The sequence below is a fragment of the Actinophytocola sp. genome (assembly GCF_049647105.1).
Classification (GTDB): Bacteria; Actinomycetota; Actinomycetes; order Mycobacteriales; family Pseudonocardiaceae; genus Actinophytocola.
In genome coordinates this window covers 1-17,222 of sequence record NZ_JBARWZ010000145.1, presented here as the reverse complement: position 1 = coordinate 17,222, position 17,222 = coordinate 1, and the positions used below count along the sequence as shown (strand labels likewise).

At 68.1% G+C, this 17,222-nt stretch carries 18 protein-coding genes and 1 pseudogene; 7 read left to right on the top strand and 12 right to left on the bottom strand.

Annotation, left to right across the window (positions count from 1 at the left end; translation table 11 throughout):
- Positions 1-186 precede the first annotated feature (186 nt).
- From WBA97_RS17535 to WBA97_RS17525, 3 genes are all read left to right on the top strand, one after another.
- The gene (locus WBA97_RS17535; RefSeq protein ID WP_424231907.1) at positions 187-447 is read left to right on the top strand and encodes a hypothetical protein; all 261 of its coding nucleotides are present in this window, start codon (positions 187-189) and stop codon (positions 445-447) included.
- A gap of 117 nt (positions 448-564) precedes the next feature.
- Entirely contained in the window at positions 565-1,260 is a 696-nt protein-coding gene (locus tag WBA97_RS17530) for a DUF5134 domain-containing protein (protein WP_424231906.1), read from the top strand.
- Positions 1,261-1,315: 55 nt separating this feature from the next.
- Entirely contained in the window at positions 1,316-2,752 is a 1,437-nt protein-coding gene (locus WBA97_RS17525) for a PepSY-associated TM helix domain-containing protein (RefSeq protein WP_424231905.1), read from the top strand.
- A gap of 72 nt (positions 2,753-2,824) precedes the next feature.
- Here the strand turns inward: WBA97_RS17525 and WBA97_RS17520 are convergent, their stop codons facing one another.
- From WBA97_RS17520 to WBA97_RS17500, 5 genes are all read right to left on the bottom strand, one after another.
- Entirely contained in the window at positions 2,825-3,904 is a 1,080-nt protein-coding gene (locus WBA97_RS17520; protein ID WP_424231904.1) for a serine hydrolase domain-containing protein, read from the bottom strand.
- Positions 3,905-3,995: 91 nt separating this feature from the next.
- Positions 3,996-5,294 (bottom strand): pentapeptide repeat-containing protein, encoded by a 1,299-nt coding sequence (locus WBA97_RS17515; protein WP_424231903.1) that lies wholly within the window; start codon positions 5,292-5,294, stop codon positions 3,996-3,998.
- Positions 5,295-5,326: 32 nt separating this feature from the next.
- On the bottom strand, positions 5,327-6,076 hold the full coding sequence (locus WBA97_RS17510) for an ESX secretion-associated protein EspG (protein ID WP_424231902.1): 750 nt from the start codon (positions 6,074-6,076) through the stop codon (positions 5,327-5,329).
- Positions 6,077-6,092: 16 nt separating this feature from the next.
- Positions 6,093-6,989 carry a hypothetical protein gene (locus WBA97_RS17505; RefSeq protein WP_424231901.1) on the bottom strand — a complete coding sequence of 299 codons (897 nt, stop codon included), beginning with the start codon at positions 6,987-6,989 and terminating at the stop codon, positions 6,093-6,095.
- Positions 6,986-7,384 (bottom strand): hypothetical protein, encoded by a 399-nt coding sequence (locus WBA97_RS17500; RefSeq protein WP_424231900.1) that lies wholly within the window; start codon positions 7,382-7,384, stop codon positions 6,986-6,988. The genes WBA97_RS17505 and WBA97_RS17500 overlap by 4 nt, the downstream gene beginning before the upstream one ends.
- A gap of 375 nt (positions 7,385-7,759) precedes the next feature.
- Here WBA97_RS17500 and WBA97_RS17495 point away from each other — a divergent pair, with 375 nt between their 5' ends.
- The 3 genes from WBA97_RS17495 (at position 7,760) to WBA97_RS17485 (ending at position 9,922) form a co-directional block, all read left to right on the top strand.
- A complete protein-coding gene (locus tag WBA97_RS17495; RefSeq protein ID WP_424231899.1) occupies positions 7,760-7,960 on the top strand; it encodes a DUF397 domain-containing protein in 201 nt (66 codons plus the stop codon).
- A gap of 117 nt (positions 7,961-8,077) precedes the next feature.
- Entirely contained in the window at positions 8,078-8,935 is an 858-nt protein-coding gene (locus tag WBA97_RS17490) for a helix-turn-helix domain-containing protein (protein ID WP_424231898.1), read from the top strand.
- An 84-nt stretch (positions 8,936-9,019) separates the two neighbouring features.
- On the top strand, positions 9,020-9,922 hold the full coding sequence (locus tag WBA97_RS17485; protein ID WP_424231897.1) for an SAM-dependent methyltransferase: 903 nt from the start codon (positions 9,020-9,022) through the stop codon (positions 9,920-9,922).
- A 52-nt stretch (positions 9,923-9,974) separates the two neighbouring features.
- Here WBA97_RS17485 and WBA97_RS17480 read toward each other — a convergent pair whose 3' ends face one another.
- Positions 9,975-10,361 carry a histone-like nucleoid-structuring protein Lsr2 gene (locus WBA97_RS17480; protein WP_424231896.1) on the bottom strand — a complete coding sequence of 129 codons (387 nt, stop codon included), beginning with the start codon at positions 10,359-10,361 and terminating at the stop codon, positions 9,975-9,977.
- Positions 10,362-10,616: 255 nt separating this feature from the next.
- On the opposite strand from WBA97_RS17480, the gene WBA97_RS17475 reads away from it, so the two are divergent.
- Entirely contained in the window at positions 10,617-10,889 is a 273-nt protein-coding gene (locus WBA97_RS17475) for a hypothetical protein (RefSeq protein ID WP_424231895.1), read from the top strand.
- Between the two features lie 51 nt (positions 10,890-10,940).
- Here the strand turns inward: WBA97_RS17475 and WBA97_RS17470 are convergent, their stop codons facing one another.
- From WBA97_RS17470 to tnpC, 6 genes and pseudogenes are all read right to left on the bottom strand, one after another.
- Positions 10,941-11,423, bottom strand: coding sequence for a hypothetical protein (locus WBA97_RS17470; protein WP_424231894.1), 483 nt, complete (start codon positions 11,421-11,423; stop codon positions 10,941-10,943).
- Positions 11,404-12,858 carry a glycosyltransferase gene (locus WBA97_RS17465; protein ID WP_424231893.1) on the bottom strand — a complete coding sequence of 485 codons (1,455 nt, stop codon included), beginning with the start codon at positions 12,856-12,858 and terminating at the stop codon, positions 11,404-11,406. Before WBA97_RS17465 ends, WBA97_RS17470 begins: the two co-directional genes overlap by 20 nt.
- 69 nt (positions 12,859-12,927) lie before the next feature.
- On the bottom strand, positions 12,928-14,217 hold the full coding sequence (locus WBA97_RS17460) for a glycosyltransferase 87 family protein (protein ID WP_424231892.1): 1,290 nt from the start codon (positions 14,215-14,217) through the stop codon (positions 12,928-12,930).
- Positions 14,218-14,334: 117 nt separating this feature from the next.
- Positions 14,335-15,252 carry a hypothetical protein gene (locus tag WBA97_RS17455; protein ID WP_424231891.1) on the bottom strand — a complete coding sequence of 306 codons (918 nt, stop codon included), beginning with the start codon at positions 15,250-15,252 and terminating at the stop codon, positions 14,335-14,337.
- 407 nt (positions 15,253-15,659) lie between these two features.
- Positions 15,660-15,968, bottom strand: a pseudogene (locus tag WBA97_RS17450) (IS5/IS1182 family transposase); the annotation flags it as partial.
- 1 nt (position 15,969) lies between these two features.
- Positions 15,970-17,222 (bottom strand): IS66 family transposase (tnpC, locus tag WBA97_RS17445; RefSeq protein WP_424231890.1); only part of this gene is annotated, 1,253 nt, incomplete at its 5' end.

Below are 17,222 nucleotides of genomic sequence, written 5' to 3'. Positions count from 1 at the left end.
AAGAGGAATCCGGAAACTAGGCCGTTCGGCGACCATCACGGGTCTGATCGGCCGCTGCGCATGAAAAAATCACGCCCCCCGTGGAACCAACGCGCGGCAGAACCCGACCACTGGAGTGGAACTGCGAACACCACCGGGAGAGAAACGATGCGCCAACTGCGGGTCCAGTGCCCAGATTGTGGCGGGGTGGACGTATCGGCGGACGACGTGCGGTTGGACCAGCACTCCCCCGGCTGGATGAGATTCTCCTTCCACTGCCCGTCATGCCTCGATGTCGTCGCCAAGGGCTGCGACACCCAGGTGGGCCGTCTGCTGCTGCTCAACGGAGCCCACGCGGACCACAGCTCCGTCGCCGCGCTCGACACGTTCGGCCACGAACACATCACCCGTCTGCGCGCCCTGCTCGACGAACCGGATTGGTTCGACCAGCTGCGCGCTGCGGGCTGACGAGTCCACATTGGCCGGTGCGGTTCACCGAATATTCCGGCAATTCCTCCGTCTCGGGAACTGATGCCTGGTCGTGAACGACTTCTCCGGTGTCGCCCCTGGACGTGAGGAGACGCCGTGTTCGCCTCGACCACGCTGATCGCGGTATTCACGCTGGTGTTCACCATGACCGGGGTGTACTCCCTTGCGCGCCTCTCCCGGCTGCTGGCCGACGCCGACGCGGCGGGTGACCGGCCCGCGGAACTGTTCCACCTGGTGATGAGCCTCGCGATGATCGGGATGGCCGTGGCGTGGACCGGCGGTCCGGAGACGGCGAGCGGCCGCCTGCAGATCGTCGTCTTCTGCGCGTTCACGCTCTGGTTCGCCTACCGCTTCACGGCCGGATCCGCCTCGCACGGCCATCTCATGACCGGTCATCTCGTGGCGATGGGCGCGGCCATGACCTGGATGGTCGCCACCATGACGGTGCTGATGGGCCACACCGGTGCTGGCGGCTCCGGGCACGGGGGCCACCACGGCGCGCCCAGCGACACCGCCTCGGTCCCCGGCGTCGACGTTCCCGTGCCGCCTGCCCCTGGCTGGGTGGTCGCGGTGACCATCGCGTTCGCCGTCCTGTTCGCGATCACCGGCTGCTCGTGGGCGGCCGGTGCCGTGCGAGCGAGCGGGCCTGCCGCCGAGCCGGATGCACCCGGCGGCACCGTGGCGACCCGCACCGACCTCGTTACGTCGGCCCGCGTCTCCGCTCGCCTCGAAGCGCTGTGTCACTGCCTGATGAGCCTCGGCATGGCCGGGATGCTCGTCGCGATGCTCTGAGCACTCGAGTTCATCCCCGCCGACGCACCCCGGTCCCACCCGAGAGGACGGTCCCGTGTCTGAGCAAGTGCACCCGCCGATCGAGCGGGCCGAACCCGATGAGCCCGCCCGGCCCGTGCGCGCCCTCGGCTCATGGTGGTCGGACCTGCGACCCCTCTTCCTGCGCCTGCACTTCTACGTCGGTGTCTTCGTGGGCCCGTTCATCCTGGTGGCCGCGGTGACCGGCCTGCTGTACACGATCACCCCGCAGCTGGACCAGATTCTCTACCGGGACGCACTTCACGTCCCCGTCGGGACGACGCAACTCGACCTGAGTGACCAGGTGGCCGCCGCCACGGCCGCGGTCCCCGGCGGCACGATCACCGAGATCCGCCCGCCGATCGCGTCGGACTCGACGACCCGGGTCACCTTCGCCGCGCCCGGCGTGGCCGAGGACTACGCCCGCACCGCCTTCGTCGATCCCTACACCGGCGAGGTTCGCGCGGTCCTCGACACCTTCGGCGAATGGCTCCCGACGCGCGCGTGGATCGACGCGCTGCACCGCACCCTGCACCTCGGGGACTTCGGCCGGGTCTACTCGGAACTGGCCGCGAGCTGGCTGTGGGTGCTCGCGCTCTCCGGCATCGCCATCTGGGTCGCGCGGCGGCGGCGCCACGCCAGGGTCCGGCGGACCCTGCTCCCGGACCGCTCCGCGACCGGCCGCGCCCGCACCCGGTCGTGGCACGGCTCGACCGGACTCTGGCTCGCGGTTGGCATGCTCGTGCTGTCCGCGACCGGGCTGACGTGGTCGAACTTCGCCGGTGCCAACGTGTCCACGTTCCGTGCCGAACTGAACTGGTCGACACCACAGATCGACCGGGAACTGCCGACCGGATCAGGAACGACCGCGATCACCGACCCGGCCGAGGTCGGCGCGACGGCCGACCGGGTGCTCGCCGCCGCACGCGCGGCCGGACTCACCGACCCCGTGTCGATCACACCGGCCACAGAGGACGGCCAGGCCTGGCGGGTGGGACAGGTCAAGCGGTCGTTGCCGCTGAAGCAGGACGCGATGGCCATCGACCCGACCACCGGCGAGGTACTCGACACGGTCCGCTTCGCCGACTGGCCACTCATGGCACAGGCCGCCACTGCGGGCATCTCCCTGCACATGGGCATCCTGTTCGGCATCGCCAACCAGCTACTGCTGATCGTGCTGGCGGTCGGGATCATCGCCATCACCCTGTGGGGCTACCGGATGTGGTGGCACCGCCGACCGACCCGCCCTGGCACGACCACCCCGGCAGGCACACAACGCCCGAGCGCCACGGCGATCGGCGTCACCGGCCTGGTGGCCATCGGACTCGGCGTGTTCTTCCCCGTGTTCGGCGTGTCCCTGCTGACCTTCCTCGCCCTCGACGCCGCACGCCAGCAACTGCGCGGCGCGGCTCGACGCCGAAAGACCGGGCCGCCACCCGAGAACACCACGACGACAGCGACGATCGCCGAGTAGCCCTTGCCACCGACAAGAACCGCCGCACTTCGTGCCGTTCACCGCGGGTGTGGCCGGGTCGAGTTGCGCGTGTCAGGTTTTGGCGAGGGCGACGAGGTTGTCGGCGACCGTCTTCGGGACGACGGTCGCGAGGTTGCTCAGCACGACGACCGACAGCCCTGACGCCGGCTGGACCAGCACCTGCGAGCGGAACCCGGGCAGGATGCCCCCGTGCCCGATGGTGGTGCCCTCGCCGGTGCCGCGGGTTTCGACGCCGTACCCGTAGCGCACCCCGACGGCCGCGTCGACGCGTGGGCGCAGCAGCTCGGCGAAGGTGTCCTGTTCGACGATCGCGGGCTTGCCGGTGAGCAGGAACCGGCTCCAGCGCGCGAGGTCGGGTCCGGTCGAGTACACGCCCCCATTCGCGAAGTTCACGGCGTCGGAAAGCGTCTCGGCGGGCGTGGTCCAGTCCTGGTAGCCGGTGGCGTCATGCTCTGAGCCGGGTTGCGCCGGGTCGTACGCCGAGTCCGCCATGCCGAGCGGTTCGAGGATCCGGTCGTGCAGGAACTCGCCGTAGGTCTGGCCGGAGTGCCGTTCGACGAGCATGCCGAGCAGGTCGTAGCCGCAGTTGTTGTACTGCCACCTGGTGCCCGGCGGGAAGTGCAGCGGCCGGTCGACGAAGGTCTGGAGCAGTTGCGCCGGAGTGGGGCGCTGGCCGAACTCGGCGAGGTAGCGCGCGCCATCCTCCTCGGTCAGCTCGTTGTAGTCCCACAGGCCGGAGATGTGGGTGAGCAGCTGTTCGATCGTGATGGCCTGCCACGCCGCCGGGCAGCTCGCCAGGTGCGCGCACAGCCGGTCACCGACCGCGAGTTTGCCCTCCTCCTGGAGCATCAGCACGGCCAGCGCGGTGAACATCTTGGTGACCGACGCGATCCGGAACCGGGTGTCCGGCTCGTTTGGCACGTCACGCGCCACGTCCGCCTGGCCGAAACCCTTGCTGAGCAACACCTCGTCGCCACGCCGGACCTCGACCACGCCGCGGAACTGACGCAGCTCCACCAGGTCGTCGAGGTAGCTCGCGAGTCCGTGGTCGTCGGGTGCCGGTGGTGCTGGCTCCGGCGCGCACGCCACCAGCGCCACGACGATCGCGACGAGCAGAGCGGGTCGGCGCATGTCGGTTCCTCTCACCGAACTGGTCGTACGGGTGAATCGCGTTGGGGCGCGGAACGTGACGGAAATCGGCCACCGGTATCCGGTCGTGTCGTCAGGCGCCGGAGGTGCGCACCAGATAGTGCAGCCGGTCAGGCCCAGGGGACAGCTGCCAGCCTGCCGGCATTGCCGTCGGCGTGTCGGCGGGCACACAGGTGGTGGTGCGCCACAACGACACGTCAGGCAGGTCGGCGTGGTGCAGCCGGGGCGGCTCGGCGAAGTGCGCCGCGTCGAACACGACGCGGTGCCGGCACGTGACCGTGTCCAGGTCGGCGCGCTGGAACCTCGCCTGCACGAAACGCGCTGGGCCGTTGATCCTGGTGCGGCGGAGACTGAACTCGCCGGACACCTGCGTTGCGCCACAGGTCAGGGAGCCGAACTCGGCGCTGTTGAGGCTCGCGTCGCCGGTCACCAGGGTGTCCGAGAGGTCGATGTCGTGCTCGACCCTCGCCCCCGTCATCGACAGGTCGCCGCCGAACACCGCGCGCGCCGCGGTGAACCGGCCGAGGCGCACGCCGTGGAGCCGCACGTCGCCGTCGGACGTCGCGCCGTCCAGGTTCACCGCACAGCGGGAACCCGTGCCGGCCCCCAGGTGCATCAGCGAGGTCGTGCCGTGCAGCCGGGCGGATGACAGGTTCAGCGTGCGGACCGCGAAGCCGTTGAGCTCGAGGTCGCGCAGGTGGGCGCCGACGAGGTCGATTTCCAGTTCCGGCGCGGCACCGCTCGCCGCCCGTGCACGGGCGACCACCCTGGTGAGGACCTTCTGCGCCTCTCTGGTGGCCTGGTCGTCGCCGCCGGGTGGGCACCGCAGGTACAGGCAGAGCAGGTCGACGATCTCCTGCATCCGGTCCGGGCGCTGCGCCGCAAGGGTGGCCAGCGCGTGCATCGTGGCCGCGCGGGTCAGCGGCTCGTCGCTGCCGAACAGCTCGGCCGCCTTGACCAGGATGTCGCTGACCGCCTTGTCGTGCTCGCGACGGTCCTTGGCGATCTCCAGCTCGACCTTCTCCTGGTCGAGCCGGTGCCTGCTCTGCTCCAGCGCGGCCTTCTCGCCCTCCAGCTGCTGGCGAGCGTGCTCGATGCGGTACCTGCGGTGGTTGAGCCACATCCCGAAGATCGCCGTGACGAACGCGGACCCGATAGCGCCGGTGGCGAGCACGGTCTTCATGTTCTGTGCCGGTTCCACCGTCAGCTGCGTGCCGATGACCGTCAGCACGGCGCTGATCGCGGTCATGGCGACGAGCAACACGACCATGTCCTGGTTGCGGTGCCTGTCATCGCGCCGGACGTAGCGGAACGTGCCGAGCACCGTCGCGACTGTCATGAGCAGGCCGACGAACATCGTGACGATCGCCATGGAAATCCTCCGAACTCGGACCGGACGACGCCTCAGTACTGACGACGGGAGCCGATCACGTCCTTGAGCTTGCGTTCGAGCGTGACCCGGTTGCCGGGCGTGATGACGATCTGGTTCCGGTCGGTGAACACGAGGTACCGCCCGGTGTCGATGTCGTTCAGGGTGAGGTCGGCGAGGACGTCGGTCCGGCCGACGATCCGGTCGCGGACCAGCGCACAGACGTGCGCGCGCCGGAGGAACGGCTTCTCCAGCTGGCGGAGGAGGGCCTCCACGTTCCCCTTGCGGGCCGGCGCGTACAGCTGGTCGACGTCGATGGCGACGCCGCCCGGGATCCGATTGGGCGGCTCGTGGTGACCGAACAGCGCGATGACCTCGTTCACCAGTGACGACTTGGGGAACGACCACGCCCTGAAACCCGAGGGACCGAGCACGGCGGCCACGCCGGTCGAACCACCGACGGCAAGACGCGTGCCGCGCTTGGTGGGCGCGGGGAGCGCACCCGGCACGGCCGACGCCCGTTCGAACAGCCGCACGTCCACGGCGAGCGGCGGCTGCGCGAGCAGGGCCAGTCCCGCCAGCACGTCCTCCCCCGGCCCGCGCGGCCCCGCGTACCCGGCGGCCCGCAACTCGACCGCGGCGCGGGCTTCCACTCGTGCCCGTTCGGCGTCGGTGGCTCCCGGTGAGCCACACTGCAACACCGACGGCTTGCCGATGCCGCCCACCGCCGCCTGCCAGAGCACGTCGAAGGCGGCCACGCTGACCTCCCGGCCGTTGAACCTCATCCGCCACTCCTCCCGTTCACAGTCCGATGACGGGTGGCGACGCCTTGCCACCGCTGGGGAACAGGTCGTTGTCCTCCCGCCGCGACGACGACAGCTCCGTCTCGTGGTCCCTGGGCGGTGGCGGGCTGCCCATCGCGCCGCCCGCCGCCCGGCTCTCGGGGTTCTCCGCGTCGAGGTGCCCCGACGGGCCGAAGTCCCGGTAGCCGGCCTGCGCGGGGGGCCCCGCCTGCGGCTGCGCGGCGGTCCAGTGCCGGGCACCGTCCGGGGGCCGAGGGGGCTGCCCGTCGACCCCTCCGGACGACGAGACCCTGGATCCGTACCTGGCCGTCGAGAGCGGGACGGTCGGCCCGTCGAGGTGCCGGTCCACCGCGGTGGGCGGGCCGGAGAACGTCGGCGGTGCGGTCTTCCCGTCGCCCGCGAACGCCGTGATCGACCGCTCGTAGGTGCGCATGAGGTCGCGTGCCCGCTCTCCCCTGCCGTGCCGCACGTTGTCCTCGGCCTCGAAGTCCGGCGGGTCCATCCAGGCGCGGCCGTGCGCGGTGAACCCGTTGTTCTCGGGCGCGCCGACCGGCTCGGGCATCTGCCTGCGCAGGTACTCGTTCAGCTCGCTCAGCCTGTTCCGCTTGGCCCCCGCGAGGTTCGTCAACTCGTGCGCGTCGGTCAGCCCGCGGAACACGATGCCCGCCGCGATGCTGGCCGCCTCGGCGCCGTCACCCGCGCTCTCACCGATGAGCTTGCGAGCGAGCGAGCTGTACCGGCTGCGGATCTCCTGGAGATCGGCGGAGAAGTCCCGGTACATCGACGCGGACTCGGCGAGCGAATGGGACCTCCGCCGCTCCTCCGGCCGGTGCACCTCGTCATAGATCTGCTCGTGGGACCTGGCCTCCCACCGGACCGGCTCGCCATCGCTCATGGGCCCTGCCCTCCTGGTTCGTCCATGGCCTCGGCAACGGCGTGCGCGGCCTCGACAGCTGCCTGCTCGTTCGCGCGGTGGTCACGTGCGGCGAGGCGCGCGGCGATGACCTGCTGGCGCAGGTCGTTGATGACCTTCGCGATGGCGCGCACCGGCGTGCCGTCGACGTCGTACCCGTCCTCCGCGAGCCGCGCGCTCGCGTTCATGGTGGCCGGATCGGTGCTCGGGCCGCGGAACCATGCCGCGTCCGACTGGCTGGTGCGGAGCGCCTCCAGGCGGGGGATCAGCTCCTCGACACCGTCCGCGAACTTCTCGAGGCGTTCTGGATCGACCCATAACCATCCCCCGGCGGCCGGGGTCGGGTCCGGGTCGGGTTTCTGGTCAGCGTCGCGCATGGATTAATCCGATTCCAAGGGGAGGGTTGTTTCCAATCACCACCATCCTGCCGCAAGGTAATTCCGTCCGGCAAGTTTCTTCGGCGTCGGCGGAAATTGCGATTAATCCGCTCCCGAGCTTTCTCGGAATAATCTCGAAGATCGCCCTCGATTAATCCCGGAGAGAAGTCGGATTAATCGGTCTGCCGCACTGCGGGCAGGACGCCCACGGTGCCCCAGTCGTCGCAGCGCCCCGGAACGTGTCCAAGACGTGTCAACAATTTGTCCAGAACCCACCGAAGTTGTCACGTCGGATCTCCTGCGGAGGGCTTGCCCTGAGATTAATCACGCGTCAGGATTAATCTCAGAAGCACCGAGTCGTTGGGAGGGACCGCCATGGCGGCCGACGGTCAGGGCAGGAAGCAGACCCGAACCTGGCGCAGGTCGAGCCTGTGCTCGCCGGTGGGGAACTGCGTCGACATCAGCCGTGCGCACGCCGACACGGTCATCCGGGACTCCAAGAGCGCGACCGAGCTCCCCCCGCTCGCCGAGCCGCAGTGGAGGGCGTTCATGGACTTCTGCCGGCTCCCGAGCTGATCCGCCGCGACTCACCCGCGCCGGGGAGTGTCGCGCCCTGATCGTTGTGCTCTCACCACGTACGGTCGTTACTGTCAGCCTTCGGGGTGAACTCTTGAGAGTGAACGGCGGACAAGGGTGAGCGAAGATCCGACCATCCTCCGGCGACGGCTGGGGCGCCTCCTGCGCCAGGCCCGTAACAGCGCGAAGTACATACAGGAGGACGTCGCCAAGGAACTCGGGTGCCGGCAGGCCAAGATCAACAAAATCGAGCGATCGCTCGTCGACATCGACGACGCCGATCTCGACAAGCTGATCGTGATCTACGGGATCCCTGACGACACGGCGAGCGAGTTGCGCCTGCTCGCGGCGCGGTACCGGGACATCCGGCCGAAGCGGCCCAGGTTCCCGCCGACGTGGATGGCGTACGGGGACCTGGGCAACGACGAGCTGGAAGCCCGCGAGATCCGTTGCTGGCACAGCGAGCGGATTCCCGTGCCGCTTCAGTCGGAGCAGTACCGGCTGGCGCTGTGCGACGCGAGCACGCAGACCGAGGTCACCGACGTCCTCAGCGCGCTGCGGGCACGCACCCAGATCTTCCGAGGCGACGACGGCCCGTACTACCGCGCCGTGCTGAGCGAGTCGTCGCTACGGAGGATGCCGAACGGTTCACCCGATCTCGTGGTCGACGTCGCACAACACCTGCTCGGGCTCATCGCGGAGCATCCGAACCGGCTCGAACTGCGAATTCTCACGTTCGGCGCGCCGATCCGCTACGTGGACACGGATTTCGTCATTCTTCAGTTCCCGGAAGGCGATGTGACCGACTACACCTACGTCGAGGATCCGGGCGGCGCCCGCACGATCAGAAAAGAAAAGGAAATCACGCCTTTCCGTGCACATTGGACCGAACTCCACGACGCGGCCCTCGGCCGGGCGGACACAGAGATCTTCCTGTCCAAGCTGGCCCATGGGAACGATCGTGCGAATGACTGACATGAATTGGTCATATACAGAACGACCCCCGAGCGGGTACTCTGAAACGGTCCTCCGCCGGGCACCTGGGGAAGGGTCGCAGCCGTGCCGGATACGCAATTGACCGCGACGCCGTTGGTGGACCTGTGCCATCCCAGTGTCGCTCGGGTCTATGACTATCTCCTGGGCGGCTCGGCGAACTGGGCGGTCGACCGCGCGTTCGGGGACCAGATACTCGACCACTTCCGGGAGTTCGGCGATATCGCCCGGGCACACAGGTCCTTCGTCAACCGAGTGGTGCGCCACCTCGTCCGCGAGGGGGTTCGGCAGTTCGTCGACATCGGTTCCGGGGTGCTCAGCAAGGGAAACACGCACCAGGTGGCGGACGAGGTCTGTCGTGAGACCCGGGTCGTGTACGTGGACAACGAAGCGGTCGCCGTGGCACACGCGGAAATCGTGCTCGACGAAGAAGGCGACCCCGACCGGCACGCGGCCGTGAACGCCGACCTGCGATACCCCGACCAGCTGTGGCACCTGGTGCGGCAGACGGGCGTCCTCGATCTGGACGAACCCGTCGCCCTGCTGATGTTCGGCGTACTGCACACGATGCAGCCCGGCGGCCACGGCAGCGCGGATCCGGCCTACCCGCTCACAGCCCGCTACCGTGAACTGCTCTCACCCGGTTCCTACCTCGGCGTCTCCCACGTCACGAACGAGGACGTGCCGCCGGAGCTGCAGTCCAAGCTGACTGAACTGAAACGGTTGTGCGACCACGCGAGCGGAAATCACGTCTATTGCCGCTCGCATGCCGCGGTACGCACACTCCTTGGCGACTTCAGACCGGTGGGCCCTGGCGTCGGGTGGATTCCCGACTGGTATCGCGACGAGGCGAGGAGCGCCGCCGACCACGTCGCGTTCGCCCAGCCGAACCACGCCGTGGTGTGGGCGGGAATCGGTCAGAAAAAGAGCACGGCACATGAACGCCGGGGCTTCCTCACCCGGTGGTAGGCGCTGTCGCCCGGTTCTCGCGCCCGGTCAGAGGCGGCCCAAGGGAACGACGTCACCTCTTCTTGGCGGTGCGTCGTTTCGCGGGCGCCTTGACCGGACCGGCCGCCTTGGCCTCGTGATAAGCCGCTGTGACGTGATTCGGAATACGGCCGCGACCAGACAGTTCGTACCCGTTCTTGATCGCCCACTCCCGGACGGCTCCCGCTTCACCCGAACTCGCGCTCTTGCGAGCCGATGGGGTGCCCACCCGTCGACGGCCTCCGATCCGGCGTGCCGCATCGATGTGCTCTGCGAGCGCCTTGCGAAGGCTGTCCGCGTTCGGCGCACTGAGGTCGATCTCGTACTCGACACCGTCCAAACCGAACAGAACAGTTGACACGTCCTCGGACGCTGCGCCGTCCAGGTCGTCTACCAATTGCACCAGCACTTGTTGAGCCATTGTCCTACCTTCAGTGAGCCAAAGCGCACGATACGTGCATGTGCGCACTGTATACACGACTGTACCGGAAATACGGAACAGGTGAAGGCATGTGAATCAAACCACGAGGACAAGGAGCTACGCGGAAGCCGCGGATATGCGACCGAAAGCCAGGTGGTGGCGCTTATTCCCGCGTTCCAGCGTCCACAACGGCCGACCGGAATCAACCGAGGTCAGCCGCCCTGTCCGTGGGGAACGTCGTCATACTGACCAGGCATGATCCCGCGGTGGCACGGAGCCGCGGCCGGAGGAGGGCGGGTCGTGTGCGGGCTCGTCGTCCACACGGAACCGCGCACAGAGGACTACGAACTCGGCGACATGCGACGGCTGGCCGGGGTGAGTGAACTCGCCGCCGCCCTGGCCGAAGAGGACTCGACCCGTCAGCCGCCGGCTGACGCGCTCCAGAAAATCGTGCGGGCGGCGCAGCTGTTCGAAGTCGGCCGGGCCGCCACATCGCTGCGGCGCGCGCAGGACATGCGCGGCGACTGAGCGACGAACCGTGCCGGGAACTTCTCCGGACCGGCCACCCCGGAAAAAGGGTCACGAGGCCTGGCTGGGGTTCGTCAGCACGACGATCAACAGGCCGCTCGCGACGAACGAGGTGCCTACCCAGGTCCAGAGGTTCGTGCGTTCGTCGAGCAGGACGGCGCTGGTGGTCAGGATGGCGAGGTAGCCAAGTGCGTTGAACGGGTAGGCGATGCTCAGCGGCACCCGGCTGAGCGTGGTCAGCCACGCGGCCGCGGAGATCGCGAACACCACCAGCCCGAGCAGTACCCACGGCGACGTGATGGCCTTGACGACGAGCGACGAGCCGGTCGCCTTGGCGCTCCCCGTCGCCAGCGTCATGCCGTGTTTGAGAAGCACCTGTCCCGCCGCCGCGGAGAACACCGCGAAGAGCAGGAACATCATGCTGGCCGGGGTCACCGTCCACCTCCTGGTCGGGGTGCTGGCCTCGTCCGGTGTGGACGATGGCCCTGTCGTGACCGCGATCAGCGGACCGACCTCAGTTTCCTTCGACGACAAGGACGTCCTCCGCGTGCGGCGTCAGCCGTAGGATGAACTGGTAGCCGAACAGCGTCGGCCTGCGCCGGACCAGCCACGCGTCGATCCCGCGCAGCGCGCGCACCTTCCTGCTCTCTGACTCCGACACGACGCCGAGCGGCAGGCCGGTGCAGGTCTGCTCCACGACGTCGAAGCCGCAGCGGCGCACGAGCCGGAGCAGCGACGCCCTCGAGAAGAACCGCAGGTGCGTCTGGTCGAGGATGCCGCGCCGGTCGTACCCGAACAGGCCGAGCACGACCCTGGCACGCGGATACCAGTGCCCGAAGTTCGGCACGGACAGCAGGAGCTCGCCCCCCGGCCGGAGTACCCGCAGGATCTCCGCCAGCGTCTCCTTCGGCCGGGGCAGGTGTTCGATGACGTCGCCCGCGATGACCGCGTCGTAGCCGGTGCCGACGCCGATCGGGATCCCGTTGGCCAGGTCGGCCTGGAAGAAGTCGTCGGTGCGCGCACGCACGCCGGGGATCTCCAGGTAGTCGACCCCGGTCACGTAGTGGCCCTCGGCACGGATCCGTTCGGACAGCAGGCCACCGGAGCAGCCGAGGTCCAGCACCTTCGCGGACGGCCGGTTCCTCAGCATCTCGAGAATCACCGAGTGCGAGGAGCCGTCGCCCTCCTTGAACCCGTACTCCTCCGGCGTCGGCATCCAGTCCGACGTGCCGAAGCCCATTCGCGCCAGGCGGGACTCCACCACGTCCTTGACGATGTCCTTGGCGTAGCGGACGCCGTCGACGTAGCAGATCTCGTCGCCGTAGTAGGTCGGGATCGGAATCTCGACGATCTTCTTTTCGGCGTTGACGAGTTGGATGATGATCTGCGTGTCGAAGTCGAAATCGTCGGAGTCGTACCGCAGCGGGATTTCCCGCAGCGCGTCGAGGCGGTACGCGCGATAGCCGGAATGGAACTCGGTCAGCCGGGTGCCGAGCATCCGATTTTCGAACCGGGTGAGCAACTGGTTTCCGACCCACTTGTAGAACGGCATGCCGCCCCGCAGCGCGTCCTGCTTGTTCATCATCCGTGAGCCGAACACGGCGTCGGCCTCGCCCGCGACCAGCGGGGCCACCATCTGCGGGAGGAGCTCCGGCGCGTACTGCCCGTCCGCGTGCAGCAGGACCGCGATGTCCCAGCCGCGCTCCATCGCCATGGCGTAACCGGCTTTCTGGTTGCCGCCGTAGCCGAGGTTCTTCGTGTGCCGGACGACCATCGTCCTCGGCGTGTCCGCGCGTTCGGCCCAGCTCTGTCCGAACGAGAACGTGTCGTCGTCGCTGGCGTCATCGAGAACCATCACCTCGGCGATCTTGTGCCGGAAATCCTCCGGTATCCGGTCGAGAGTCGCCGACAGGGTGGACGCGGCGTTGTATGCCACGACCATGATTCCGATGCGAGGTGTATCAACCACGCCGGGGAGACTAGCCAACGAAAATAGGCCGCGCTTCACCAAACAATGATGAATACACGTTCGAGTACATTATTTCCTGGACAACGAGGGACCTGCGTGCTCGGAATTGTCCTCCTTCCCGGGCTCTGCCGGGGCGCGAGGGGCGCCCGAGGGCAGGAACTCGTCGTGCCCGCGCAACATCGACAGGCCGACCGCGACGACGGCGGCGAGCGCGACCCAGGAGATCACCATCAGGACCGTGTCCTCCGGCCGGAACACTCGTCCCTTGCCCTCGAACCAGTCCCACGGCGGCACGTCGTCGTTCCAGTAGCTGTAGGCGGAAAGGACCCACACGCTGACCGCGGCGTTGTAGGCGGTGGCGGCCCAGAAGCTGACGAAGTACGCCGCGGCCAGCGGCCACACCAGGTACTGCATGCCGAATGCCGGGCTGAGCAGCAGGAACATCGCCATCGCCAGCCCCGCCGCCGCAGGCGCGAAGGTGGCGGGGCGCCGCCACGCGATGACCGCGGGCAGCAGGCCGGCGATGAGCAGCACGACGAACCGGCCCGGTCCGGCGAACCACTCGGTGACCCCCGTCGACGCGTGCACCCACTTCGCGAGCTGGCTCAGCCCCCACTCCCGCGGCCAGATGCCCTGGTAACCGAGCACGTCGCGGCTGAACTCGGGCCAGCGACGCAGCACCACCGGCAGCCAGAGCAGCCCGAACACGACCGCGCCGCCGCCCGCGAAGGTCAGCAGGCGGCGCCATCCGAGCCGCAGGGCCAGCACCAGCAGCAGCGGTGCCAGGACGACCGGCGTCAGCTTCACGCTCAGGGACAGCGCGAACGCGACCCCCGCCGCGGCCGCCCACCTCGGCACGACCAGCAGGTACACGCTGAGCACAGCCAGCATCACGAACAGGGGGTCGGTGTTGCCGTGGAACCCGGACACGACGGCCAGCGCCGGACTGCACACCACCAGCACACCGGCGGCCGCCGCCTGGCCGGCGGAGCACCGCAGCCGCACCAGCTCGAACACCAGCAGCGCCATGACCAGGTCGGCGAGCACCGCGGGCACCTTGATCAGGAAGGTGAACGTGCCGAGGTCGTGGTCGACCATCCAGTTGATCGCCACCAGCATCCGGCCGGACAGCGGCGGGTGGTTGTACAGCGAACTGAAGGCGTGCCCGTACATGTCGACCGGGCCCCACGTGCGCACACCCTCGCTGAAGGACAGCCACGAACGCACGTCGTTGGTGCCGAAGGTCCGCGCGGCGATGAGCAGCTTGACCGCGGTGGCGACGACCGCGACCGCGAGTACGACGAAGCGCAGCCGGGTCGTCCTGCCGGTCGGCGGCTTCTCGGAGTTGATGGGCACCATGGGGCCGTACCGTACGAGCCGCGCGCCGATTCCGCGTCCGGCACGGCCCGCATTATGTCCGGAACTACGCTTTCGGGACGCCCCAATGACCCGAACGTGTATTTCCGGGCATCACACTCAGCGCGACGCGGCGACGCCGTCGTAGGTGACTGTCACGGTCTCGCGGGTGAACTCGGCTGTGCCGCTCACCGTGAACGGCCGGGCACCAGGACGCCCGTCCGCATACGAGTACGTGCCACTGCCGGAGAAGGAGATCCTCGATGTCACGCCGCCGTCCTTCGCACGCCGGGTCGTGACCGCCGCGCCGTCGTCGAAGGCGACGGACGTGGGTTCGAGGACGACCAGGGGGCCGGCGTCATCGGGGCCTTCCCATCTCTCCTCAGGGCAGTCGGCCGGCATCGTGGGTGCGGCGGCGGCGCAGGCGCTCACCTGCGCGTCGACCTGTTTCCGGGTTTCGGACAGCAGGGCTTCCGTTGGCACGAGCTCGATCGGGCTTTCGATCAATGCCGCCGGATTCGACGTATGGACGACCGTGAGCTCCTGTGCCGAAAGTGTGAGATATGGGTGATCGACAACGTCCAGTTCGTACACACCCGGGAAAGTCACATACGCGCCGCTGTCGGACAGCGTGGTTCCGCCCACCCGGACGAGGCCGGACTCGGACACGTCCGGCCCGAGCACGACGCCGACCGCCAGAGGTTCCACGATGTGCCAGCTGTCGAAAAGGAACGAATCGTCGCGCCACACGTCCAGGTCGGCCGTGCCGCTCTCGTCACCAACGGTGTAATGGACCGTGACGACCGACATCTTGTCGCCCGACTGGTCCTCATCCGAGCCGAGGGTTACCTGGTCCACCTGAAGGGGCGCGGTCGCCGAACTCAGCGCCTCGTCCGTCAACAGGGAGGGACCGCCCGCGCCGGGGGCGACAACGGCATTCGCCCCGGAGGCGTCGCCCGCGGTGATCAGGGAGAGATAGTCCTCCACCGCCTCGACGGCTCCGTCCTCGTTGTACTCCCTGACCACGAGGAAGGTCACCACGGCGAGCGCCGCCAGTCCGATGGACCCCCACACGCTCACCTCCCACATCCGCGATGGCCGCTTCTGCTGCTCGGTGTCCACCAGAGAGTGCCCCTTCCAGTCTCGACGCCGGTAAGCACGGACGTGTTCGACGCACCAACGATCACCACAGTTCCGTCGCGGGCCGGACCTCCCGGTGAAGTCGCGGCAATGTCCCGGTTCGGTAAGAACCGCGAACGCAGGGTGACCGCTTTCCACTCACCCTTCCAACGCGGGTGACAAACCCGGTACATGCCACTCCAACGTGGTACGCGACCATGATCACAAGACTCGACGGAATGAATTACCGGGTATCTCCGCTGGCAGCGTCGCGTACAAAAAGGACCGATGACAAATCCGGGCGTAAGAGGCTCCGGCAATAGGGGTTACTTGAGGCGGCGGACGGTGGGGCGGGTGTCCCAGCGGTGGGTGTGGCGGGCGGCTTGGATGAGGCAGCGGACGGTGACGAAGGCTGCGGCGAGGTGGAGGTAGAAGTCGACGATGGCGCCGTCGCGGTCGGTGCAGCGTCGGAGTTTGCCGTAGTTGTTCGTCCATGAGTTCGTCCGCTCTACCACCCAGCGTTTCCCGATCTGAATGGGGCTGGGAATGCCTTTCTTGGCGATCTCGCCGACCATCTCGTGAGCGGCGAGGACGTCTCGGCTGGGTTGGCCATCGTACCCAGAGTCCAGATGGTACCTATTCAGCTGGGGTGAGTGCTGGTGGTAGCCATGCGCCGGTGGTGAAGAGTTGGTGGAGGGCGTCGAGTTTGTCCAGGCCCCATTTGGTGGCGGTGTCCAGGTAGGACTGCACGATCGCGAAGTCGATAAGGCCGGCGAGGGTGCGCCAGGCGCCGCCGGAGGTGCGTTGTTGGATCTTGACTGGTCGGACCGCTCGTTCCGCGACGTTGTTGGTGAACGGCACGGTGAGATCAACCGCGAAGCGCAGGATCATGTCCTCGAAGCGGTGGAAGCGGCGGATCAACGTTCTCGCGTCGGTCGCGAGCGTTCCACGCTTCCCACGGTTGTCGTCTCGGCCTCGGGCCAGGGCGCCGCGGTAGTGGTTGCGGATCGCGGTCAGGACGGCCGTGTCCAGCGTGGTCGCGCCGTGTTCGCGGGCCTGTTGTGCCGCGTGATGGGCCTCGAGCAGGGTGTTGGCCATCGCTGTCGCCCATAGTTGCCCGTCGGGGTCGGCGTCGGACAACGCGCGTAGATCGCGCAGGAGGTGGGCTGCGCACCAGGCGTGCAGTGCCTGGGTCAGATGTTCGTAGCCGGCATAGCCGTCCCGCACCAGGACCCCGGAGAACGCGGGCAGGACACCACCGGCGTCGATATCGTCTTTGGTGCGTCCACCGACGTGCATCAGGGTCAGGTACTCGGTGCACGCGACGTGCACATATGCCAGCGATCCGGCGGCGCGTCCGGTGGTCTCATCGGCGTGCAGCACCGGTGCACCGGCGAGCAGGGTTTGCATGTGGGCGAGGAAGTTCTTCTCCAGCCTGCGCGCGGCGCGGCCACGGATCCCGGCGAGGAACCCGGTGGAGACGTCGATCGCGCACAGCTTCTCCAACAACTCCCGGGCCCGACCGATCGGGAGGTAGTGCGCGCACGTCAACAACGCGGCCCGGGCCAGGGTTTCCGGACCGATCCGCACCGGCGAACCGTGCGCAGCCACGATATCCGCGTGCTCGACAGGAACCGCCTTGTCGTCCCAGCCCGGCACGGTGACCGTCCCGCAACACGGACACATCTTCGAGATCCGTTGATACTCGGTGACTTTCGGTGGCGGCGCCGGCTGGATATCAACGATCTGACGCCGCTGACGGCTGTGTTCTTCGGCCCCGCGCAGGGAGGCGTCACAGGACCCGCAGTGATCCGGATGGATCTCCAACCGTTCATCAGGATCATCAACGAGGGTCCGTGAGAACGACGCCGAACCCGGCTGCTTACCCG